The following is a 23,161-nucleotide window of genomic DNA, read 5'->3' as shown; positions in this document are numbered from 1 at the left end:
AAATTTCAACAAAAAAGGGCAGAAAAATCTGCCCTTGAAAAAATAAATTAATATGTCCACCTTGGATCGCCGATTGCTGTAGCGGTGTTACTTGCCGTTCTCAGTGCAGAACCTGCCGGAAGCTGAAAGTTAGTTGTTGCGGCTGTCCAGCCTAAATCTATTGTCTGATTACTTGTTAATGTAGCTGTGCCGAAAGTTAAGGCTGTTCCTGCTGTGAGTGCTGTCGATAAGTTGAAGTAATTGCTGTTGGAGATACTTAACGAACTTCCGGTTCCCGTACCCCTAATGGCTGCCGCATTAACGGTAGATGATTTTGGTGTGTTAGCAAAAATACTGTTTTGAATACTAAAGATAATTGGATTAGTATTTGCATCAAGTAAAGCGTATCTAGCGCTTCCGCCAAAGCCGTTTATGGTAGAATAACTGATTTGTACTGAAGGAGTCTGATCTCCCGTAGCAATAGTAGAAGCCAATACCAAACCAGGACCACAATTATAAAGTGTGGATTTTGAAACGATAATACTATTAAACTGAAGCTTGGTGATGTTAAAAGTATAGTAAGTTGAGGTTCCATTCGCCCCCATGTCGTAGACCACAGAATTGTTAACAGTAATTCCGGTAATTTTGAAATCTTTTGCATTTGTTCCCCGGTCGCCGCGCAAAAATGCTGTGGTAGATCCATGTGCAATACAGTTGTCGACAACAATATTGGTGAACGTAGCGGCCGAACCATTCGCAGCCTGCGACCCGATCAGGTTTAAAAAATACAATGAGGCGCCGACAGTCCCATCAAATTCAATACCGGATAAAGTAACCCCGGCTCCGGTTCCTTCCAGATCGAACTCTTTATAATTAACTTTAGTATCAGATGGGTTACCTGAAGTTGACTTAATGGTTATTGTTTTATGGGTGATAAAAGAAGTAGCGGTTAACGTGTAGGTCCCTGGATTTAATCCGATAACAGCTCCGTTCGCGGCTCCGGTTATCGCCGCTGCCAGATCATCCCCCGGATTAAGTCTTACCGTATAGGTTGTCGGTGCAAGGGTAGTAAAGGTGGTGATGCCTTTGCTTTTAGTCCCGTCGAAAAGCTCCGCAGTATATTTGGTGGCAGCAGTTAAACCCGTGATAGCTTTTAAACCGGCAGAAGCCTCTGCCGGGCTCAACGTTGTAGTGATTGCAGTTCCGGTTACCGGAGTTAAAACAATAGTACTCAAGCCTACGGTTGGCGTATATCGCAACACTACATTATTTTCTTTTACCTCACTATCCCGTATGGGTAAAAACAACTGAATGCCCGTTAACTGGAAACCACCGCTTCGTACATATTTTGATTCAGGTTGTGTTTCCGTTGCATTGGCCTTAATCCTTGCATAATATTTGGTGCGTACGGCAAGATTATCCTCGGTAACTGTTACCCCCGCAGTATCCGCGGTTGTACTGTATTTAATTGTCGAGAACAGTGAATCGGTTGAAAAATCAATACTGTATTTCAAAACCTTACCGGTTGACATTAAGGGCAAAGTCCATGTTAATTTAGCAGACGTTTCTCCTGCAGAAATTTTAACATCGCTCGGCTTAAAAATCCGTGCCGGGTCTGTTGGTGCATCATCTGTCTTTTTACAAGATGAAGCCAGCAGTACAATTACTGATAAAAGCATCAGCTTAATCCCTAGTTGCAATATAATTTTTTTCATGATTAGGATGTAAATAAATTAGTAACCATTATTCTGAACAATATTTGGATTTTCAATCAAAACCGTTTTCGGATAAGGGAAAAGTTCTTTTTTATTCGCTTCGAAGTAATATGCTAAACCCGTAGATGTTCCTGTAATTGAATTATCTTCAGTCACCGCTTTTCTCCAGTTTTTAGTGGTATAACCCGTTGGCGCAGTTGAGCTACCCAGTCCTGTCGATACAAATACATTGTTAGGTGTACCCCCATACAGGTCTAAGGTTGCAACTTCATTTACACTGGTTCCCTGAAGGTAGTTCCCTTCTTTTGCGTATAAATAATCTGGCACACCCGTGTATGCACCGCTTCCGGCAATTAAGGCCCTTAGTTTTGTCCTGGTTTCATCAAATTTACTCCCCAGCAAATTCCAGCGGATCAAATCATACTTACGTATTCCCTCGCCACCAAATTCCAAAAGTCTTTCTTTAACAATTGAGGTGAAAAAGCCTGCTTTATCAGTTGGTGTAGCCGGAATTTGAGTCTCAAAGCCTGCATAGGCACGCCTCTGTACTTCTTGCAAAGCGCTGATCGCCGCAGCGGATGGCGCACCATTGATTTCGTTATCCGCTTCAGCATACATCAGTAAAACATCTGAAAACCTCAGTATCGGCCAGTTAATGGCAAAGTTTTGAGACGAGGAAGAGCCGTTAAAAGCGGTCCACGATTTGCGGAACTTTGCGTCCGTCATATTAAACAGGGTATTAATGATCTTTTTAGAGGTCGCTGTGATTTCAAAAACTCCAATAGTAACATCTCTTCTACAATCTTTTGTTACATCAAACTCATAGAAATAAGTCGGGACGGCATTCATACCGCCACCGCCTGAGCCAAAAGTAGATGCTGAATTAAACCGGATACCATTATAGTAACCCAGTTTACTATCAGTTGAGGCATTGCTCCCATAAGCTGCTACCTCCATCATTAACTCATGAGCATCATCGTACCGGGTTCCATGCAGGGATTTAAAAACATTTTCGTAAACCGGATTTAATGTATGCTGAGAACGGTTGTTCATCAGATCCAAACATTCATCATAAGCAATTTTATAATAAGTAATGTAATCACTTGCACGAACATTTTGTGTTCCTTTCAGGGAATAACCACCACGTGCCAATGCAATTCTTGCCCTCAATCCTTTAATGGCACCTTTGGTAAACCTAAAACTGCCATACTCGGTTAGGGCACTTCTCCAGGGCACCAGATCTTCCGCAACCTTTAAGTCGGCAATAATCTGATCATAGGTCTTATTGCGATCTACATTAGCCCCATAAAGTGTTTCTGCGTCTGCTGCTGGTACAAAAGATGCAGGTACATCTCCCCAATTTCTGATCAGCTCATAAAAGAACTGCGCTCTCAGTGCCAGTGCCTCACCATAATAGCGTTTCATTAGTGCCTGCTCAGCAGCAGAACCGTTGCTGTAAAGTTTGGAAGAAGGAATATATTTGATACAAATGTTTGCCCGTTCTATACCAGCGTATAGCTGCAAAAATGGGTTGATGAGGTCAGTATTATCAGAACTCGCCCCGTACATACTAATCCCTCTACGATCAGATGAGCTGTAACTGCCCGAGGTTTTAAAATCATCGGCACCCAATCCAAACAGCGTGGAAATCCGGCTGCCATAACCATTATCCCCGCAAAGACGATTATAAACAGCAATCAGTGCGGCATTTGTATAAGTTGTGCTCTCGAAAACTACCTCGGGTGAAGAAGTAGATGGCGATTCCACATCAAGATATTTTTTACAGGAAGTAGTAATACTCAATGCTCCAACAGCAATAACCATTAAAGCAGATTTTATAAATTTATTGTTCATTGTTCTTTAATGTTGATGTTAAAATACCATATTGATTCCTGCAAGAATATACCTGCTTCTTGGGTATGCAGCATAATCTACCCCCGGAGTAAGTGGATTTGTTCTGCGGGTATTGGCCTCGGGATCATAACCTGTATAACCGGTTATGGTATAAAGATTATTCACTGTTCCATACACCCGTAATTTAGAAATGAAGCCTGTTTTTTTAATTAATGATGAAGGCAGGGTATAACCTAGGGTAACGTTGCTTATTCTCAGAAAAGATCCGTCTTCAATGGCATAGGATGTTAAAGCGTAATTACCGGTTGTTGGCGTCCACATGCTTGTATTGGCATTCATGGCTGTTAACAATGCCGGATCAGTAACCTTTACACCATTGGCATCGAAGTTTTGCCAGCGATCATTCATTACAGCCAGTAAATTATTATCCTTTACATTATACTGGGAAGTAAATTCAAGCTTATTTGCGTTGTACACTTTACTTCCGTAACTAAAGTTTACGAAAACAGTGAGGTCAAAATTCTTGTATGCAAACTGATTGTTAAAGCCTCCTGTAAATTTCGGCTGCGCATTCCCCAAAACTGTTCTGTCATCATCGCCAATGATCATGCTTGATGATGAAGATAACTTCTTAACTTTCATATCGCCAGGCTGTGGATTTTTATTTCCCAGTAAAGCATAGCTGTTGGCAATTCCTGATTTTAAAGTGTAGGTATAGCTTCCATTTGTATTTTGCACGTAGGTAAAATCATCAACTGTATAACGCCCGTCTGATACAAACCCATAAAATTGCCCAACAGGTTGCCCTACCTCAACTTTAAAATCACCTAAGCTATTTACCCACCCTGATTGGGTAATGTATGAGCTTACACCGTTTTGCAGGGCAACAATTTTGTTCTTATTAAATGAAATATTGAAGCTTGTATTGTACGTAAAGTTTTTAGTTTTAATTGCCTGATAGTTCAACTGAAATTCCCATCCTGTATTTTGGGTTTTACCCACATTTTGCTGCTGGGTAGTGTAACCTGTAGTTTGTGGTACATTAGCATTCAATAACAGGTTTTTTGTTTTGTTATCGTAATAATCAACAGTTAGTGTCAACTTATTTTTAAACAGATCAATATCCAAACCTGCATTAGTCGAAGTATTGGTTTCCCAGGTAATGTTTGGATTTGATAGAATCGTTCCGGTACTGGTTCCGGTGATTAAGCCAGTTGTAACGCCTGCATCAGAAGCCGCATAGCCTCCTGCGGTCGAATTTGAATAAAACAGTGTTCTGAATAAATCCTGTCCGATGCGGTTATTTCCTGCAGCACCATAACTCACCCGGACCTTCAGGTTATCCAGCCATTTCAGATCCAGATCTTTGAAAAATTTCTCTTCTGATGCACGCCATGCTACCTGACCTGATGGAAAATATCCCCATTGCTTACCTTCAGCAAATAACGACGATGCATCTGTACGGAAATTGAAGGTTGCAAAGTACTTATTTTTAAAACCATAAGATGCCCGTCCAAATAACGAAAATTGTCTTGTTCCGGAAATGAGCGACGTTGGCTTATCCTGTACCGAACCTGCCGGTGGCTCTGCTTTCTGGATGCTTCCAAATGCTTCTTCCGCAGTAATATTTACTGGGAACCATTTGATGGTCGAACTCCCTGCAGTTACATCAATCATGTTTGTTTCCTCACCTATTAATAAATCAAGGTTATGGTCTTTACCCAGCGTTGGTTTGTAATTTAAGGTATTGGTGTTCAGAATGCTTTTTGTCGTGGAGTTATCCAGTTGAATAGCCGGCAAGCCTGCATTGTTTCTTGCCACATTACTCACCGGTCCGTTAAATGTATTGATTTTCCTATCGGAGAAAGTCATCCCCACAGTACTCTTAAAAGTTAAATTCCTGAGGATCGTATATTGCAAATATCCACTGCTGATCAGGTCATTTCTGTAATCGTATTTCAACTCCTGGTTAGCCAGCGTAATAGGATTGGTTAATCCTGTTGTTAAATAATCTGCATCAAATAAATCTCCCGAATCGCTGCCACCATTATAAGGCTGATAACGCACGGAGTTCCTCAGGCGATTCGTTCCTTGCGAACCGGTAGATGAAGTTCCGACCCCATCAATACGCTGGCGGCTGTAACGAACGTTCACCCCCATTCTGAGCTTATCTGAAATTCTATGATCGAAACGGAAAGACGCGAAAGTTCTTTTATAACCCGAATTAAGCATGATCCCATCTTCTCCCGTATTATTTATTGAAAAATTATAGGTTGTCTTTTCATTGCCGCCTGATAAATTGAGGATCTGGGTATTGCTCCATGCCTGACGCCCGAAAACCTTATCCTGCCAGTCGATATTCTGGATGTTTTTATAAATGTCCAGATCCTCAAAAGTTCCATATTTCTTGGTAAAAGTATCTTTTACATCCTGTGCTGTATTGTTATTGTACAATTCATACTGATATTTAACAAACTCGTAAGGGTTCATCACATCAAGCTTATTCACAATTTGCCTTGCACCCGCATAGGCATCAAATGATACAATCGTCCGGCCATTTTTACCACTTTTAGTCGTAATAATGAGTACCCCATTCGCTCCGCGGCTACCGTAAATGGATGTGGAAGCGACATCTTTCAGCAAATCCATGCTCTCAATCTCGTTCGGAGATAAGATAGACAGTGCATTCTCAACCTGAATTCCGTCCACGATATACAGGGGAGAATTGTCACCTGTTAAGGAACTTCCACCGCGAACTTTAATCACCACCTCTGCTCCCGGGCTCCCTTCAGTAGAGGCCACTGATACCCCCGCCATTTTACCTGCCAAAGCCTGAGCTACCGTACTTACCGGAAACTGATCTATATCTTTTCCTTTAATCGACGATACTGAACCCGTTAAGGCTTCCTTTCTAACTGACCCATAGCCAATATTTACCGTTACCTCCTGTAGGGTATTGGCATCTTCCTCAAGAGAAACATCGAGTTTTGTCTGGTCAGTAACCCCGACACTTTTGGTTTTATAACCAATGTATGTAAAAGTAAGTATTGCACCTTTGGCGGGCACACTAATCTTATAGATACCATTGGCATCTGTACTGGCTCCTGTTTTCGAGTCTCTCACTGTAACGCTTACACCAACCAGCGGCTGACCATCAGTTTTATCCTTTACGGTTCCGGTTAGTTGTTTGTTTTGCGCCTGAGCTACAGATAATTCTGAAAAAAGGAGAAATGCAAAAAAGAGTAGAACTCTGCTCATAACTGTTATTTTAAAATATTTGGTTGCTGATATACGTTGTGCAATTGCTGCACATAGAATATAATTCTATTTCGAAATGTTATTGTTCGTTAATATTTGGTTACGTTGTGTAAGCAATTTTACAAACTTAAAATGGTATGAAACTTTATTTAACTAAAAAAGTGTGCAAACGTTCCCAAAAACGTAGTTTGAACGTTTATTAATCTTCCTTACAAAACCAGCAGAAGATATATTTTTCGTAACTTGTACCCAATACGCAAGATGAGATTTGAAACTTCGACCATAAAAGATATTGCTAAAGCTTTGGGACTTTCGACATCGACTGTCTCCAGGGCTTTAAGAGACCGTTACGAAATCAGTGAAGAGACAAAAAAGCTGGTATTGGCATATGCTGGGAAGGTAAATTACCGGGCAAACCCTATTGCGCGCAGCCTGAAAGAAAGAAGAAGCTACTCCATAGGCATTATTGTAAGTGAAATAGCCAATAATTTTTTTTCACAGGTAATTAATGGCATTGAATCAATTGCGTATGCAAAAGACTACCATGTCATCATTTCGCAAAGCCACGAATCTTTTGCGCAGGAAAAACTCAACGTTGAGCATCTGGCATCCAGATCTATTGACGGTTTGCTGATCGCCCTTTCTTCAGAGACACAAGATCTTCACTATCTGCGCGATTTGTATTCAAAAGGTCTTCCTATCGTATTTTTCGACCGGGTACCACAGGATTTTGAAACGCATAAAGTCATTGCCAACAATTTCAAAGGTGCATTTGACGCTACTGAACACCTGATTTTATCGGGTAAGCGCACCATTGCTCATTTGACAAATTCAGAAAACCTGTCCATTACCAGAGAACGCCTGAAAGGTTACCAGGCAGCATTAAACAAATACCACATTGGGTTTAATCCTGATCTGGTAAAATATTGCCAGCACGGAGGAATGCATAGCGAAGAGCTTGAACAGGCCGTGAAAGAACTTTTACCGCTAAAACCTGATGGCATTTTTATATCAAGCGACCGCCTTACAACAGGTTGTATTATGGCTTTAAAAAAGACCAATCCTGAAGTCGCAAACACAATCGCTATAGCTGGCTTTACCAACTCCAATCTGGTTGAACTCTTTTCTCCTTCCCTGACTTCAGTTAAACAGCCTGCCTTTGAAATGGGACAAGTGGCTACTGAATTACTGATATCGATGATCGAAGCCAAGCGTCCCGTAACTGAATTTGAAACTAAAATATTAGATACTGAACTGGTTAAAATGATAAAGCCTAAGCTATAGGTATTCGATTTCTTACTCAAACACCTATCTCCAAACTAATTACTACCTTTGCAAAATGGTAGAAATCATATTAAAGAAGGGAAAAGAAAAAGCAGCATTGCAAAGGCATCCATGGGTATTTTCTGGTGCTTTGGAAAAAGTTAAAGGAAAACCTGAAGATGGAGAAGTAGTAAAAGTTTTTGCTTTCGACAATGAATTTCTAGCCTATGGTTACTACAATAGCAATTCGCGTGTTGCCGTTCGCCTTCTGGAATGGGATGAAGAGCGAGCGATCAACAAACAATGGTATGAGAACAGGCTGAAACAAGCTATTGCTTCGCGGCAGTTTATATTAAGCGAACAAACGAATACCTGCAGACTGATATTTAGCGAGGCCGACTTTTTGCCGGGCCTAATCGTAGATAAATATGGAGATTTCCTATCCTTACAGATTTTAAGTTCAGGGATTGAAAAAGAGAAGGCAACAATCGTTGAGATACTCAGGAACGAGCTGCAACCTAAAGGCATTTTTGATAAAAGCGATGCCACTGCCCGAACTCACGAGGGCCTCCCTGTGGAAAATGGATTGCTTTGGGGTGAAACACCACCCGAATTTCTTGAAGTAAAAGAAAATGGTATTGCCTATAATATCAATATTGCCGAAGGCCAAAAGTCTGGATTTTATTGCGATCAGCGCGATAACAGGCAAATCCTGGCCAGTTACACAAAGGGTAAAAACGTACTGGATTGCTTTAGCTACAGCGGTGGCTTTAGCCTGAATAGTTTAGCAAACGATGCCGCAAGTGTTACCAGTGTGGATAGTTCGGGTTTGGCAGTAGAAACCTTGAAACAAAATGTTGAACTTAACAAATTTGATGTAAGTAAGGTTAACGCCATTCAATCTGACGTAAACAAACAATTAAGAGCTTTTAAAGAAGCGGGTGAGTTATTCGATGTAATTGTCCTTGACCCGCCGAAATATGCACCTTCACGGTCGGCATTAGATCGTGCGGCGCGCGCTTACAAGGATTTAAACAGACTTGGAATGCTTCTTTTGGAGAAAGGTGGCTTACTCGCTACTTTTTCATGTTCTGGAGCAGTGGATATTGAAACGTTTAAGCAGATTATAGCCTGGTCGGCACTCGATGCAGGTAAAGAAGTACAAATCATTAAACAATTCTGCCAGCCGGAAGATCATCCTGTCCGGATTTCCTTTCCGGAAGGTGAATATCTGAAAGGCCTTTTGCTAAGGGTTTTATAATTGCATTCTACAAATACTTGTGCGGAAACACTGACTTAAGTGTTTCCGTGTACAAAATCTATATCTCTTCCGAACTGTCCGGAAGCTTATCATACTCCCCTTTCCACGCATAAAAGCCAAAAATCATCAGACCCAGGCTAATTGGTAAAAAGATAAATAGTATAATTGCCCACTGGAGCATGGTATTTGTTCTTTCAATATCCGTATGGGTTAAGCCAACTTTGTCTACTGCCTGCAGAAATAGAAAAGTCATCGCAACCGGTCCCAATACCATCCATACTAATCCTAAAAATTTCTTTAAAATATTCATCCCTTTAATCATTAATGTGTTCGTCCTTTTTGTTCGATAGATAAATTGTTCCGATGATTAAGCTGAGTGTAGCAATCCCGATCGGATACCACAATCCCGACAGCGGAGTGGAACCCGCAAAACTCGCGATCAATGTGGCGATAAAAGGGACAAGCCCTCCGAAGACGCCGTTACCAATATGGTAAGGCAACGACATAGAAGTATATCTGATTTTCGTAGGAAACAACTCAACCAGAAAGGCTGCAATCGGCCCGTAAACCATGGTAACCAGCAAAATCTGAAAAAATATAAGACCGACAAACTTCCAGAAAACAGGTTTCGAAAGTATCTTATCCCGAATGACTTCTTTTGCTGGCAAAACTCCTCTGCTTGCAGATACCGTATCAACCTGGACTTTGCTAAATGAAGTTCCATTTGTAAGCATTACCTGGGTTATGGAAGTATGTAAACTGTCTGGCGTGCCTGCGATCAATTCGTGTTTAATTTTTGGCAGTTTAAAAGTTGCAGCACTCATATCCATTTTCGTTGGATCTGTATCATCCAGAAATGTCTGATAGATTGGTCTGTAAAAAATAATCCCCAGGAGCATCCCACAAAGCATGATCCATTTCCTGCCAACTTTGTCGCTCCAGGCACCAAATACAACAAAAAATGGCGTTGCAAAAGCAATTCCCCAAAGCAAAATATACCGCGAATCGTTAAAATCAAGTTTGCAGGTGTTCTCTAAAAACGATTGTGCATAAAACTGCCCCGTATACCAGATAACCCCCTGGCCCATCGTTGCACCGAAAAGAGCAAGCAAAACCATTTTAAAATTCGCTTTATTGTTAAAACTTTCTTTCAAAGGATTTTTCGAAATGTTCCCTTCAGCCTTAAGTTTAGAGAAAAGCGGCGATTCATGCATCTTCATCCTGATGTATACCGATACCACCACGAGAACAATGGAGAGCAAAAATGGTATTCTCCATCCCCAGTCGCCGAAAGTATCAGCACCCAGAATATTTTTTGTGATGACAATTACGCCCAGCGACAAAAACAAGCCAAGCGTTGCTGTCGTTTGAATCCAGCTGGTAAAAAAGCCTCTTCTGTTTTCCGGGGCGTGCTCCGCAACATAAGTTGCGGCTCCCCCGTATTCGCCACCAAGGGCTAAACCCTGTATCAACCTCAATACCAATACCAGAATTGGCGCAGCATAACCAATGGTCTTATATGAAGGTATCAACCCAATGAAAAAAGTAGAGCCACCCATCAAAACCAGCGTCAGAAGAAAAGTATACTTCCTTCCAATCAAATCGCCCAGCCGGCCAAATACCAGCGCTCCAAAAGGGCGTACAATAAAACCTGCAGCAAAGATAGCCAGCGTATTAATCAGTGCAGATGCCCCCGCATCTTCAGGAAAAAGCTGATGCCCGATGATGACAGCAAGACTGCCAAAGATGTAAAAATCGTACCATTCGATTAAGGTGCCTAAAGATGATGCACCGATAACTTTGAAGATGTTATTCTTCGGCAAGGTTTCGCTCATAAATTGAAAATATTTGGTTTTCCTAATATAAACATATGAAATCCAATTGGCAACCTGTACTGTCGGCTTCTGAAATTCGAGCATTTTGAAACATTTGGGCTTTTATTTTGTATTTTCATTTTCCAGTTCAAGAATATGCTCATTATACAAAATATCCGACTTAGTAGAATTTTAAGAAACACGTGGCAGGTTGATTTAATTATGATTGCCTCCTGTACCGCAGCTTACTTCGTAAGGGAATATCTTATTGCTCACCATTTTGTTATCCCAACAATCATCCCTACAGTTTTGGGTACAGCAATTGCATTTTTTATCGGTTTTAATAATAATCAGGCTTATGACAGGTGGTGGGAAGCCCGTAAAATATGGGGTGCTCTGGTGAATGATTCCCGGTCTTTTGCCCGGGCGGTGATCAATTACGTTGATGAGGATGAGGAAACAACAACAAGAATGGTGCATAGACATATTGCATTTCTTTACGCGCTAAAAGCCAGTCTTCGAGGAACAGTAGACGAAATCTATATTAAGTACCTCCCGGAGGAAGACCTCAAAGAAATCGCTAAGCACAACAACGCACATAACGCCATCCTGAATATTCAGTCAAGAGATTTACAGAAATTATCGAAAGCCAATGCAATTGATGGTTTCCGCTTCATGGAAATTAACGAAATGCTGGTTAGGTTTTCTGATTCTATGGGGATGAGCGAAAGAATTAAGAATACCATATTCCCAACCACTTACTCTTATTTAACAAAGGTATTTATCTGGCTTTTCGTAGTTACCTTTACTCTGGTCATTAGTCAGGATGCAGGCCCCGCCTCCATATTTTTAGGCTGGCTGATCGGATTTGTTTTTGTATCTACACAAGTCAACGGTATGAGCCTGGTTGATCCGTTTGAAAATAATTCCGCAGGCGTTCCATTGAATTCCATTACCCGAACCATCGAAATCAATCTGCTACAAATGCTTGAGGAGAATGACGTTCCGGATCCGGTAAAACCCATTAACGATGAATATATTCTCTAAAGTTTGTTTTTCCGTTTACCAATCCAGATCAGCAGTAAAGAAAGCAGCCAAAACAATACCACACAAAAAAAAGCATTTAAAATGGCTTTGGGATAGCCAATGTTTACTACATTAATAAAGGGATAAGGGTATTCATTAATGAGTAAACCTCTCACGATTACGAATACGATGTAAGCCAGCGGATAAATTAACCAATGCGTTGCAGACCTATACCTAAGCCTGGATTTATCAACGAAAAATATCCAGAAAATCAACATCAGCAACGGACTAACAACATGCAGGAGTTCATCAGCTACGCGCGACCAGCCTTCCTGTAAAACCAAACCACGCAGCAAAAAATTATAGATTAATCCAACCACAATAATATAGACCGTAATTGCTGTAATCGTTGCGGCGCGGCGAAAAAAGTCACGAATTTTACCTTTCGGAAAAATACTGATAACCATAAAGCAGCTCGCTACAATAATGTTTGTGGTTACGGTAAAAAACGACAGGAATATCTTTAGGGTCTCTATATAATGATAATGAGCTTGTTTTAAACTAACCACAAACTGCAATAAAATGGAAAACCATACTACAATTGCTGTAACTGTTGCGTAGATCTTTGCTGCCTGGGAATACTTCATAATAATCGGGAAATAAATAATGCTTATCAGATTCAAGATAAGCATTTCATATTTTAAATAAAGCTTGTTTATAAAAAAGCAGATCGCCCGGGCCTGCTTTTATAAACTTCCTGTAAGCGCCACCAAAAACTCTGTAGGTATCTCAATGTGGGGAATGTGCCCGCAGGCTTCGAATTCAACGATTTTTGCCCCGGGTATTTTTGCTGCAGTTTGCTTGCCTAAAAAACGGTACTGACCATGTAAAGCTTGTTGATCAGGACTTAATAATCCTTTCCCCACAATAGTTTTATCTTCTTTGCCAATAAACAAGACAGTGGGCACCTTGATATTCTGGAACTCATACACTACGGGTTGCTCATAAATCATAGTAAAGGTAAGCGCAGCCACTTTTGCCCAACGTGGGTAATCAGCACTGGCAGTTACCCCACCGGCAATGTTCACGAGGTATTCGTATTCAGGCTTCCAATAGGTGAAATAAGAAGTTTGATAATATTTGCGAACACTTTCAGCAGATGTTTTAAGTTCCGTTTGATATTGTTGCGCGGTGGTAACATAAGGTACAAATGTCCGGTAGTCTTCTAAGCCAATCGGGTTTTCCAGAAGAAGTTTTTCAGTTCTGTCGGGGTAAAGCAAAGCAAATCTTGTCGCCAGCATCCCGCCCATACTATGCCCCAGTACCACAGCTTTCTGTACGCCCAACGTATCCAGTAATTTTTTGTTCCATGCGGCCATCTGATGAAAGCTATAGTGAATAAAGGGCTTGGATGATTTACCAAATCCTATCTGATCTGGCACCACTACACGGTAGCCAATATCAGTTAATGTCTTAATTACATTTGTCCAGTAATATCCCCCGAAATTTTTTCCATGAAAAAGTATAGCCGTTTTACCATTTGCATTTTTCGTTGGGGCTACATCCATATAGGCCATTCTTACGTCCTGGCTTTCAACCGTAATTGGAAGATATTTAACAGGGTATGGGTATTTCACATTCTCCAGCGTGATGGAAAGCGTATCTGTAAGTTGTACAGCCGATGCATTGAATATAAAAGATGAAAGGGCTATTAAAAGGAAAAATTTCTTCATAAAGGATCTGAACTTAATCTGTAAACAATAAACACGATTAGGCTTAAAAACCATGCCTGTTTTAGTGTGTTATCATATAAATGACAAAATTATGCCCAGGCCTTGTGGAGAACTTGGTTAAGTAGCAAGAAAACCAATTTTATATATTTACCATTATGCAAAGTCAAGCCCCTCTAGCCGAAAGAATGCGTCCTCAAAATCTTGATGAATATGTAGGGCAAAAACATCTTGTGGGGCAAGGTGCAGTTTTGCGCAAGGCCATCGAAAGCAGCCAGCTTCCCTCCATGATTTTCTGGGGTCCCCCGGGTGTTGGTAAAACCACACTGGCCTATATTATTTCACAAACTTTAGACCGGCCTTTTTTCAACCTGAGTGCCATCAACAGTGGGGTTAAAGACATCCGGGAAGTAATTGACCGTGCTGCTCAACTGAAAGACAGTTTCCTGGGCTTACCCATATTATTTATTGATGAAATTCACCGCTTCAGCAAATCGCAGCAGGATAGCCTATTGGGTGCTGTAGAAAGAGGCTTGGTGACACTGATCGGTGCCACTACTGAGAACCCATCATTTGAAGTGATCTCCGCATTGCTTTCACGCTGTCAGGTTTACATTTTAAAATCACTAACCGAAGAAGAACTGGCAGGTTTACTCCACACTGCAATCCAGAAAGATATCCTTCTAAAGGAAAAGAAAATAACCATTAATGAACATGAAGCGTTAATCAGGCTAAGTGGAGGCGATGCCCGGAAACTGCTGAATGTATTGGAGATAGCCATCAATGGCATTGGTGGCAATAAAATTACGCTCACCAATGAAAATGTTCTTGCCCACGCCCAGCAGAATCTGGCGTTATATGATAAAGCCGGTGAGCAACATTATGACATCATTTCGGCCTTTATCAAATCTATTCGTGGCAGCGATCCAAATGCGGCGGTGTACTGGCTGGCAAGAATGATTGAAGGAGGTGAAGATCCACTGTTCATTGCCCGCAGGCTTTTAATCCTGTCGTCAGAAGATATCGGAAATGCCAATCCGAACGCGCTATTACTTGCTAACAACTGCTTTACGGCAGTTAATGTGATCGGATATCCTGAAGCGAGAATTATCCTTTCTCAATGTGTAACCTACCTGGCCAGTTCTGCAAAAAGTAATGCCTCTTACGAAGCGATTAACCATGCACAGGCATTGGTTAAACAAACAGGAAACTTACCAGTCCCCTTACATATCCGGAATGCGCCAACAAAGCTGATGAAAAACATAGGCTATGGAAAAGACTATAAATATGCTCACAGCTATGATGGTAATTTCGAAGCGCAGGAATATTTCCCTGACGAGTTAAGCGGAACCAAACTTTATGATCCGGGTAAAAATGCTGCCGAAGAAAAACTTCGCGAAAAGCTACGCCAGAACTGGAAAGATAAATACAACTATTAGTGTAACATTTGACCGAAAATGGCTACTAATTAAGAACTAATACCTAAACTGATATGTTGAGTACTTTTTTAAGCCACCAGCGAAAAGCCTTTTGGCGCTCCCGAAATCGCGGTGGCAGCATGGCCACACAAATCCTGCTCGGTTTTTTCATGCTTTATTTCCTGGCTGTAGCGCTTGGAGTTGGTTTTGGAATGACTGTTTTTCTTCCGAAAATTTTCCCGAATCAGGACATCCTCAGAAGTTTTAACGGTTTAATCCTTTATTACTTCACACTCGACTTTATGATGAGGCTTCAATTACAGGAGTTGCCAACATTAAGTATTATACCCTACCTTCACTTAAAGGTATCGAAAAATAAAATCATTAACTTTTTGAACATAAAAGCGCTTTTTTCTGCTTTTAATATCTGGCCTGTATTTTTATTTTTCCCATTCATTTTTATCGAAATTGCCGATATCTATGGCGGTTTCACTACGCTGATGTATATCGTTTCGATATTATCGCTTACTATTTTCAATAATTATCTGGTACTGTATATTAAGAGAAAGTCAATTACAAATGCATTATACACCGTTGCAGGATTATTGATTATTGCAGCCTTTGCCGCATTGGAATATTTCAAAGTGATATCGCTGATGAAAGCTGCAGACTATGTATTTAAAGCCGTTGCAGAATATCCATATATCGGTTTCGTTTTTACATTAGCAGCAATTACCATCTATATCCTCAATTCAAGGTTTCTGTTAAGCAACCTCTATGTTGAGGAAATGGGATCGAAAAAGGAAAAGAAAGTAAGTACCGATTATGCTTTTTTAAACCGCTTCGGTAAAGTGGGGGAGCTGGCGGCTTTGGAGTTGAAATTAATTCTCCGCCATAAACGTTCTCGTTCATCATTAATACTGGGGGTTTTGTTCCTGTTTTACGGATTCATATTCTATAAACAACCGATGATTGCATCCGACTCATTTGGCAAAATGATGTTCGCCGCCATATTCATGACCGGGGTTTCCATCATCATCTACGGACAGTTCATGTTTGCCTGGCAAAGTGGCCATTTTGATGGTTTACTGAGTAACAAGATTAACTTCAAAGATTTCATTAAAGCGAAGTTTCTGCTCTTTACCATTGCATCGACTGTTATGACTTTACTGTCAACTTTCTACGGCTTTCTAAGCCCAAAACTGTTGCTGCTGCACCTGGTCTGCTACCTTTACAACATTGGCTTCGGAACCGTGATTGTACTATATCTGGCCACCTTAAATTATAAGCGACTGGATATTACCAAAGCAGCCAGCTTCAATTATCAGGGCACAGGTGCAACACAATGGTTACTGATGTTCCCCTATGCATTAACTCCTATTTTAATGTATTTGCCATTTGGCTTGTTAAAAATGCCGTATTGGGGTTTAGCCGTAATAGGAATTTTCGGAGTAATCATGTTACTGCTGCGCAGTTTCTGGATCAACCTGATCACCGCTAAATTTGAAAAACAACGTTATAAAATAGCCGAAGGCTTTAGAGAATAATTATGATTATAGAAGTAAAAAATTTGAAGAAAGTTTATGGCGACAAAACTGTTGTAAACATTGATCGTATACAGATAGAAAAAGGTGAGACTGTAGGGTTAGTTGGAAACAATGGCGCCGGAAAAACAACATTTTTTCGCATGCTTTTAGATCTGATCCGTCCTAACGAGGGAGAAGTGCTCTCCAAAGGTGAAAACGTGATGAAAAATGGAAACTGGAAAGATTATACCGCTTCTTTTCTGGATGAAGGTTTTCTGATCGATTACCTTACACCCGAAGAATATTTTATTTTCATTGGTAGCCTGCATGATCTTTCAGTTGCAGATGTTTCCGCTTACCTCACTCAATATAACGAGTTTTTTAACGGAGAGATATTAAATAGTGGTAAGTATATTCGTGATTTTAGTAAAGGTAATCAGGTAAAAGTGGGAATTGCCGCAGCTTTAATGCAAAAACCGGAAATCCTTATCCTTGATGAACCCTTTGCCAACCTGGATCCTACCACACAAATTCGCCTGAAAAATTTACTTAAGGCCCAGGCAGGTAACATGACCACTTTTATCTCCAGCCACGATTTAAATCATGTTACAGATGTATGTAACCGCATCATACTGGTAGAAAAAGGACAGGTAATCAAAGATTTCAAAACCGATGAAAATACCTTAAAAGAACTGGAGAGTTACTTTTCCGCATAGTTTGTACTAAGAATGATACATTTTGAGATCGCCGCATATCCGGTGGTCTTTTTTTGTGATCTAAATTTTGAGCTTTTCCTTGATTATTAATTCAAATCGAAAAAAAATAATTCTAATGCATTTTTTGGCACCGTGTTTGCCTACGAACCATTAGAATTTAAAATCTAATCATCATGAGTATTTCAAGAGTAAAAATAGCAACATTAAGTATAGGTTTAGCAGTAGGTTCAATGGCGTTCCAGAGTTGTGATAGCTTGACTAAAACACAAAAAGGTGCTGGTATTGGTGCGGCTGCTGGTGGTGTTGTAGGTGCATTAATTGGTAAAAAGGCTGGTAATACGGCTGTGGGTGCCTTAATTGGTGGTGCCATTGGTGGTACGGCGGGTGCATTTATCGGACGTAGAATGGACAGACAGGCTGCTGAAATTCAAAAAGCAATCCCGAATGCAGAAGTAATACGTGAAGGCGAAGGTATTATCGTAAAATTTGATAGTGGTATTTTATTCGACTTTGACAAAACAGCGTTAAAAGATGCTGCAAAAACCAATGTTCAGAGTTTAGCAGCTTCATTGAATCAATATCCAGATACAGATATTAAAATTATTGGTCATACAGATAGTAAAGGTACAGAACAATACAATCAGGGTTTATCTGAAAGAAGGGCTGCAGCCGTTAAAGCTTATGCTGTTTCTCAAGGTGTACCAGCATCAAGATTGGTAACCATCGGAAAAGGTTTTTCAGAGCCAATTGCTGATAATGAAACTGAAGCTGGTCGTGCATCAAACCGTCGCGTAGAAATTGTGATTGTAGCTAACGATGCCTTAAAATCAACAGCCCAGAAACAAGGATAATATTGCCAATTCCCTCTACCTATGAGGTCATTATATATCCAACCCCAATGTTGAACATTGGGGTTTTTTATTTTTCAAAATTTAGGTGTAAATATCCTGAAAGTAATTAACCACCAAAGATTTCATAAGCATCTCCTGCTCAAGCATGGTATAGGGCGGGATAGCTTTAACTAACTTCCAATGTGGCCAGCCGTCCTGGTCTACCCCTTCCAGTTCATAAAAATCCATTTCACTTAAAAGCCTGCAGGTCGCAATATGCATGAGCTCTTCTTTTTGTCGTTTGCTGTATTTTTTCGGTCCCTTTCCCAACTCCTGAACTCCAATCAGAAAAAGCATTACTTTTAAATCAGGAACATCTGAATCGAATTCCTGAGCAATACGTTGTTGCAGTACTTTCCACTTTGCGTTAATCTCCGAAGGTTTCATGCTGCAAAGATAGTGTTAAAATAAGTCAAGCTGTAAGTTCCGTTTCAAATCAAAATAAATTGACTTCATAATGTAAAAGTTAATGGTTTGGCTCAATTGGATACAGGGCAAAAAATATTTTTGGTTACATTTATAACCTATGAGTACAAATTCTGATAAAATAATACCAGCCGGACTATTGGCTTATGGCATGTCGGGAAAAGTTTTCCATGCTCCGTTTTTAAACAACCATAAGGGTTTTCAGCTGAAAGCCGTTGTAGAAAGAAATCAAAAAAAAGCTACTGCAGACTACCCAGATCTCATTAGCTACGGCAGTATAGATGAACTGCTAAATGATGGAGAAATTGAACTGGTTGTGATTAACACACCAAACAACCTTCATTTCGAGCACTCGAAAGCAGCATTACAAAGCGGAAAAAACATCTTAGTAGAAAAGCCTTTTACAGCAACTTCTGCACAAGCTAAGGAACTTTTCGAACTTGCGGATCAGGTTGGCAGGCAAATTCTGTTTTACCAGAACCGCCGTTGGGACAGCGATTTTGCTGCTGTTAAAAAAGTATTGGCCAGTGGCAAACTGGGTAAGTTAAACGAAATGCATTTACGTTACGACCGCTACAGAAACGAAATTGGTGCAAAAGTTTTTAAGGAAGAAGCAATAGAGGCAAGTGGCTTATTATACGATCTCGGGCCCCATCTTTTAGATCAGGTGATCAGTCTGTTTGGCAAACCGCTTAGTTTTCATAAAATCCTCGGTAAAAACAGAAAAGACACTAAAGTTGACGATTATTTTTCCATTCAACTCCAATATCCTGACAGCGTAAATGTGTTTGTAACTTCGAGTATGCTGGTGGTTAATCCACAGGCCGCATTCGTGCTACATGGGGTATCGGGCAGCTTCATCAAAAAACGAACGGACATTCAGGAAGAGCAATTGTTAAGTGGTAAAAAGCTAACAGATGAGGGCTTTGGTATCGAAGCTGCAGGATCAGAAGGGCTGTTAACTACCATTGATGATAAAGGCAACAAAACCAATGAAACAATTCCATCTGAAGTTGGCAGCTACCTGCCGCTGTTTGAAGCCGTTTACCAGGCATTGGCAAATGGCGTAGCCTACCCGGTGAGCAGACTTGATATAATCACACAACTGGAAATTCTCGAAAGCTAATCAGGGCCTCATTAACGTAAACTCCCTTAAAACAAAAACAAATGAATTCATTGCCGTTTGGTTACCTGATCCCAATATTCCTCATCGTTCTATATTTTATTTTGAGAAAAAAGAAGTCACATGTTGAACCGCTCACAGAAACCGACAAGCAGATTTTAAACGACTACGTATCCTACTACCATCATTTGGATTCTACCGATAAGATACGTTTTGAACAAAAGGTTGCTGGTTTCTTTGCGACTGTAAAAATAGAAGCCGTTGGTTTAGAGATGACAACCCTTGATGAATTGTTAATTGCCTCAAGTGCTGTTATTCCAATTTTTGGATTTCCAGACTGGCAGTATAAAAATTTATCGAGTGTATTACTATACCCCGATACCTTTGATAAGGATTTTCAGTTCGAAGGGGGAGAAAGGAATATTATGGGAATGGTAGGCAGTGGTTATATGAATGGGCAGATGATTTTATCACGTTCAGCATTAAGACATGGCTTTTCGAAAAGTGCCGGAAAAGAAAACACAGCCATCCATGAATTTGTACACCTGCTAGACAAAAGCGATGGTGCAACAGATGGTGTACCAGAGAATCTCATTAGCCATGAATATACCCTGCCGTGGATCAAAATGATGCACGAGGAAATGGAAAAGATAGAAGAAAACAAATCGGATATCAATCCATATGCCATTACTAACCAGGCTGAATTCTTTGCGGTAGTTTCTGAATACTTTTTTGAGAAACCTGAATTACTGAAAGACAAACATCCGGATTTGTACCATCATTTGAGCCGGATATTTGCTCAGCAACCTGCAGGTTAACACTGAAATTTATATCAAATGAAAAGAACCGTTTTTGTTTTTGTATTGTACCTCTTAACTGCGTATGTGAACGCCTTTGCTCAAAAATCTTTTACATTGAAGCAAAATCTTCCAATAGGAAAAAAGTATGATTTCAATATGCTTTCCGACCAGATTATTACTCAAAAAATAGGCGATCGGAAGATATTATTAAACCAGAATATAGGTACTGATTATACGTTTTACATTAAAAACGGCGATAACCTGGAGAAAGATATAGAGGTAATCTATAACCGGATATTCATGAAATCATCGGCTGGAAAAAACGTGATGCAGATGGATTCTGACGATCAGGATACTACAAAGCAGAATCCCTTTAGCGGATTAAAGGGTGCATCGTTTACCATGACTATGACCTCCGACGGCTCAGTAAAAGCAATTAACGGACTTGATCAGATGTTGAATTCGGTAGCGGCTAAAATGACGAAAGATACCGCATTGATCAATAGCATGAAAACTCAACTCGCTAATCAGTTTAACAGCGAGGCGATGAAGCAAACCATGGAATCATCGTTAAAAATATATCCTGGAAAGCCTGTAAAAATTGGAGATAGCTGGACTGTAGATACCAAAATGCAAATGACAATGCCAATTGAAACCATCACAAAGTATACGCTTAAGGAAGTAAAAGATGGCATCGCCTATGTCAACATTAGCGGAACACTCCTATCTAAAGGGGCATTTGAAACCATGGGTAACAAAATGGAAACAGATTTAACAGGCACGAATAACGGTGATGCAGAGCTGGATATTAAAACAGGTTTAATCCTGGATAGCCACCTTCGGATAGAGATATCGGGCATAATGCAATCAATGGGGCAGCAAATTGATTTCGATTTACAAGGCATCAATAAAATAAAAGGCAAAGAAATTAATTAATGCCATTACCTCTAACGGACCATCAATCGGACGCTGGCAAAAATTGAAATAAAAAAGTCCTGCCGGAAAAGCAGGACTAATATAGTTTGTTTGGCCTGGAGTTCTTATTTGAAGGTTACTGATCCATATTCGGTCTTCACTGAAACATTGGCAGTACCACCACTACCTATTTTACCTGTGTACTTTTTGTCTTCCTCATCTTTACTCGCCAGACTAGCTGTAACGTTCGCCCCGTATTTAAATCCCGCGTAAGATGTTGAAACATTGAAATTAGCATTATAACGATCAGCAAATCCAAGACCAATACTTACGTATTCCCCGTCAAAGCTAAAGTTTCTGCATGCAGGGGTGATTTCACTCACACTTAGCTTATTGTAATCCATATTGATATTGGCATCTCCATTCAAAGTACCCAATGTAACATTCGAATATTCAGCATTGATACCTATTTTACCTGCTGATGCTATATTTAAGTCGCCATAGGCCTGTTTCACTACGGTATTTCCTTTTACCGTATTGATATTCACTTTCGCATATTCAGCATTCAGTAGTAGGTTTCCTCCTATGGCACCTATAGTCAATCCTTTACCATACTGAACTTTAATATCGGCAGACTTTCTGATGGTATTAATATTAACCCCAACATACTCCGCTTCCAATTGAAGGGTCCCCACAGCTCCGATCGTTACAGGACCATTATACTCATGCTTGATTACTGCTGCATTCAAATCCTGAATATCACATTTGCCATACTGAACATTAATATAATTGTTCCCGTTGCTTAAATTGCCCGCAACAAGATTGCCATACTGAACCTTTAATGAAGTAGGCCCGGAAAAATTTCCCAATTCTACATTACCATATTGCTGCAGCACACTTAATGGATTTACAGCAGGCATAAACACCACATAATTGATCTTTACTTCGCGCCGCCAGGTCGTTACTCCATTTTTTACACTTCTGCCATATCTCCCGCTTCTGTCGGCCATATTTGTTTTCACCGTGATCACATCCCCGTTTTTTGCAGCATCAATGTTTACTGCATCGATTAATTTCTGAACATCACTATCAGAACTGCTATAGGCTTTAATATCTACATCGATTTTAACCTCTTTTTTATCCCATGTTTTAATGGTAACAGATCCATACTGGTTGTTTAGGTTTATTTTGTCATTGTTATCTACACTAAAGCTTTTGCTAAAAGATTTCGATCGTTCTCCATCTGCGCCAGTTTGAATGTCTTGTGATAAAGTAACATGAGCGTTTACGTTAAAATTATTCGACGCATAAGTATCGCCAGTAACTACCGAAACCAGTTGTTCTTGTTGTGCATAGCTGTTTCCGGCAATGAAGGCCATAGTGGCCAAAAATATGGTTAGTTTTTTCATTTTTTTATTTTTTAATATACCCTCTAACTCATCGTCTG

Annotated in this window: 19 protein-coding genes; 10 read left to right on the top strand and 9 right to left on the bottom strand. The window is 40.3% G+C overall.

What is annotated here, in order from left to right; all coding sequences use genetic code 11:
• Positions 1 to 47 precede the first annotated feature (47 nt).
• The 3 genes from AB669_RS15515 to AB669_RS15505 are packed head-to-tail and all read right to left on the bottom strand — an operon-like array spanning position 48 to position 6,806.
• The gene (locus AB669_RS15515) at positions 48 to 1,694 is read right to left on the bottom strand and encodes a DUF4957 domain-containing protein (protein ID WP_047800181.1); all 1,647 of its coding nucleotides are present in this window, start codon (positions 1,692 to 1,694) and stop codon (positions 48 to 50) included.
• An 18-nt stretch (positions 1,695 to 1,712) separates the two neighbouring features.
• A complete protein-coding gene (locus AB669_RS15510; RefSeq protein ID WP_047800180.1) occupies positions 1,713 to 3,548 on the bottom strand; it encodes a RagB/SusD family nutrient uptake outer membrane protein in 1,836 nt (611 codons plus the stop codon).
• A gap of 18 nt (positions 3,549 to 3,566) precedes the next feature.
• Positions 3,567 to 6,806, bottom strand: a complete 3,240-nt coding sequence (locus tag AB669_RS15505; protein ID WP_047800179.1) for a TonB-dependent receptor — start codon at positions 6,804 to 6,806, stop codon at positions 3,567 to 3,569.
• A 261-nt stretch (positions 6,807 to 7,067) separates the two neighbouring features.
• Between AB669_RS15505 and AB669_RS15500 the strand changes: the two genes are divergently transcribed.
• Together AB669_RS15500 and AB669_RS15495 are read left to right on the top strand one after the other, a co-directional pair.
• Positions 7,068 to 8,090, top strand: a complete 1,023-nt coding sequence (locus AB669_RS15500; RefSeq protein ID WP_047800178.1) for a LacI family DNA-binding transcriptional regulator — start codon at positions 7,068 to 7,070, stop codon at positions 8,088 to 8,090.
• Between the two features lie 55 nt (positions 8,091 to 8,145).
• Positions 8,146 to 9,330 carry a class I SAM-dependent rRNA methyltransferase gene (locus AB669_RS15495; protein WP_047800177.1) on the top strand — a complete coding sequence of 395 codons (1,185 nt, stop codon included), beginning with the start codon at positions 8,146 to 8,148 and terminating at the stop codon, positions 9,328 to 9,330.
• A 58-nt stretch (positions 9,331 to 9,388) separates the two neighbouring features.
• On the opposite strand, the gene AB669_RS15490 is transcribed toward AB669_RS15495, so the two are convergent.
• Together AB669_RS15490 and AB669_RS15485 are read right to left on the bottom strand one after the other, a co-directional pair.
• Positions 9,389 to 9,652 carry a DUF6814 family protein gene (locus tag AB669_RS15490; protein ID WP_231582692.1) on the bottom strand — a complete coding sequence of 88 codons (264 nt, stop codon included), beginning with the start codon at positions 9,650 to 9,652 and terminating at the stop codon, positions 9,389 to 9,391.
• Positions 9,645 to 11,165, bottom strand: a complete 1,521-nt coding sequence (locus AB669_RS15485; protein WP_047800416.1) for an MFS transporter — start codon at positions 11,163 to 11,165, stop codon at positions 9,645 to 9,647. The genes AB669_RS15490 and AB669_RS15485 overlap by 8 nt, the downstream gene beginning before the upstream one ends.
• A gap of 135 nt (positions 11,166 to 11,300) precedes the next feature.
• Here AB669_RS15485 and AB669_RS15480 point away from each other — a divergent pair, with 135 nt between their 5' ends.
• Positions 11,301 to 12,191, top strand: a complete 891-nt coding sequence (locus AB669_RS15480; protein WP_047800176.1) for a bestrophin family protein — start codon at positions 11,301 to 11,303, stop codon at positions 12,189 to 12,191.
• Here the strand turns inward: AB669_RS15480 and AB669_RS15475 are convergent.
• Both AB669_RS15475 and AB669_RS15470 read right to left on the bottom strand, forming a co-directional pair.
• Complete coding sequence (locus tag AB669_RS15475; protein WP_047800415.1) at positions 12,188 to 12,817, bottom strand: Pr6Pr family membrane protein; 630 nt, start codon at positions 12,815 to 12,817, stop codon at positions 12,188 to 12,190. The genes AB669_RS15480 and AB669_RS15475 overlap by 4 nt on opposite strands.
• A gap of 99 nt (positions 12,818 to 12,916) precedes the next feature.
• Positions 12,917 to 13,903: an alpha/beta fold hydrolase gene (locus AB669_RS15470; protein ID WP_047800175.1), complete on the bottom strand. Its 987-nt coding sequence runs from the start codon at positions 13,901 to 13,903 to the stop codon at positions 12,917 to 12,919.
• 155 nt (positions 13,904 to 14,058) lie between these two features.
• On the opposite strand from AB669_RS15470, the gene AB669_RS15465 reads away from it, so the two are divergent.
• From AB669_RS15465 to AB669_RS15450, 4 genes are all read left to right on the top strand, one after another.
• Positions 14,059 to 15,339 carry a replication-associated recombination protein A gene (locus AB669_RS15465; protein ID WP_047800174.1) on the top strand — a complete coding sequence of 427 codons (1,281 nt, stop codon included), beginning with the start codon at positions 14,059 to 14,061 and terminating at the stop codon, positions 15,337 to 15,339.
• 53 nt (positions 15,340 to 15,392) lie between these two features.
• A complete protein-coding gene (locus tag AB669_RS15460; RefSeq protein ID WP_047800173.1) occupies positions 15,393 to 16,865 on the top strand; it encodes a DUF5687 family protein in 1,473 nt (490 codons plus the stop codon).
• A gap of 2 nt (positions 16,866 to 16,867) precedes the next feature.
• Entirely contained in the window at positions 16,868 to 17,560 is a 693-nt protein-coding gene (locus AB669_RS15455) for an ABC transporter ATP-binding protein (RefSeq protein ID WP_047800172.1), read from the top strand.
• A gap of 173 nt (positions 17,561 to 17,733) precedes the next feature.
• Positions 17,734 to 18,411, top strand: coding sequence for an OmpA family protein (locus tag AB669_RS15450; RefSeq protein ID WP_197082412.1), 678 nt, complete (start codon positions 17,734 to 17,736; stop codon positions 18,409 to 18,411).
• Between the two features lie 81 nt (positions 18,412 to 18,492).
• On the opposite strand, the gene AB669_RS15445 is transcribed toward AB669_RS15450, so the two are convergent.
• Entirely contained in the window at positions 18,493 to 18,837 is a 345-nt protein-coding gene (locus AB669_RS15445; RefSeq protein WP_047800170.1) for a hypothetical protein, read from the bottom strand.
• Positions 18,838 to 18,976: 139 nt separating this feature from the next.
• Between AB669_RS15445 and AB669_RS15440 the strand changes: the two genes are divergently transcribed.
• The 3 genes from AB669_RS15440 to AB669_RS15430 are packed head-to-tail and all read left to right on the top strand — an operon-like array spanning position 18,977 to position 21,735.
• Positions 18,977 to 20,002, top strand: a complete 1,026-nt coding sequence (locus AB669_RS15440) for a Gfo/Idh/MocA family oxidoreductase (RefSeq protein WP_047800169.1) — start codon at positions 18,977 to 18,979, stop codon at positions 20,000 to 20,002.
• 41 nt (positions 20,003 to 20,043) lie between these two features.
• Entirely contained in the window at positions 20,044 to 20,817 is a 774-nt protein-coding gene (locus AB669_RS15435; protein ID WP_047800168.1) for a zinc-dependent peptidase, read from the top strand.
• Between the two features lie 18 nt (positions 20,818 to 20,835).
• Complete coding sequence (locus AB669_RS15430) at positions 20,836 to 21,735, top strand: DUF6263 family protein (protein WP_047800167.1); 900 nt, start codon at positions 20,836 to 20,838, stop codon at positions 21,733 to 21,735.
• Positions 21,736 to 21,839: 104 nt separating this feature from the next.
• Here AB669_RS15430 and AB669_RS15425 read toward each other — a convergent pair whose 3' ends face one another.
• Positions 21,840 to 23,123 carry a hypothetical protein gene (locus AB669_RS15425; RefSeq protein ID WP_231582690.1) on the bottom strand — a complete coding sequence of 428 codons (1,284 nt, stop codon included), beginning with the start codon at positions 23,121 to 23,123 and terminating at the stop codon, positions 21,840 to 21,842.
• Positions 23,124 to 23,161: the final 38 nt, after the last annotated feature.

Origin of the sequence: Pedobacter sp. BMA, assembly GCF_001027745.1 — a bacterium.
Classification (GTDB): domain Bacteria; phylum Bacteroidota; class Bacteroidia; order Sphingobacteriales; family Sphingobacteriaceae; genus Pedobacter.
This window is presented reverse-complemented; position numbering and strand designations above follow the sequence as displayed.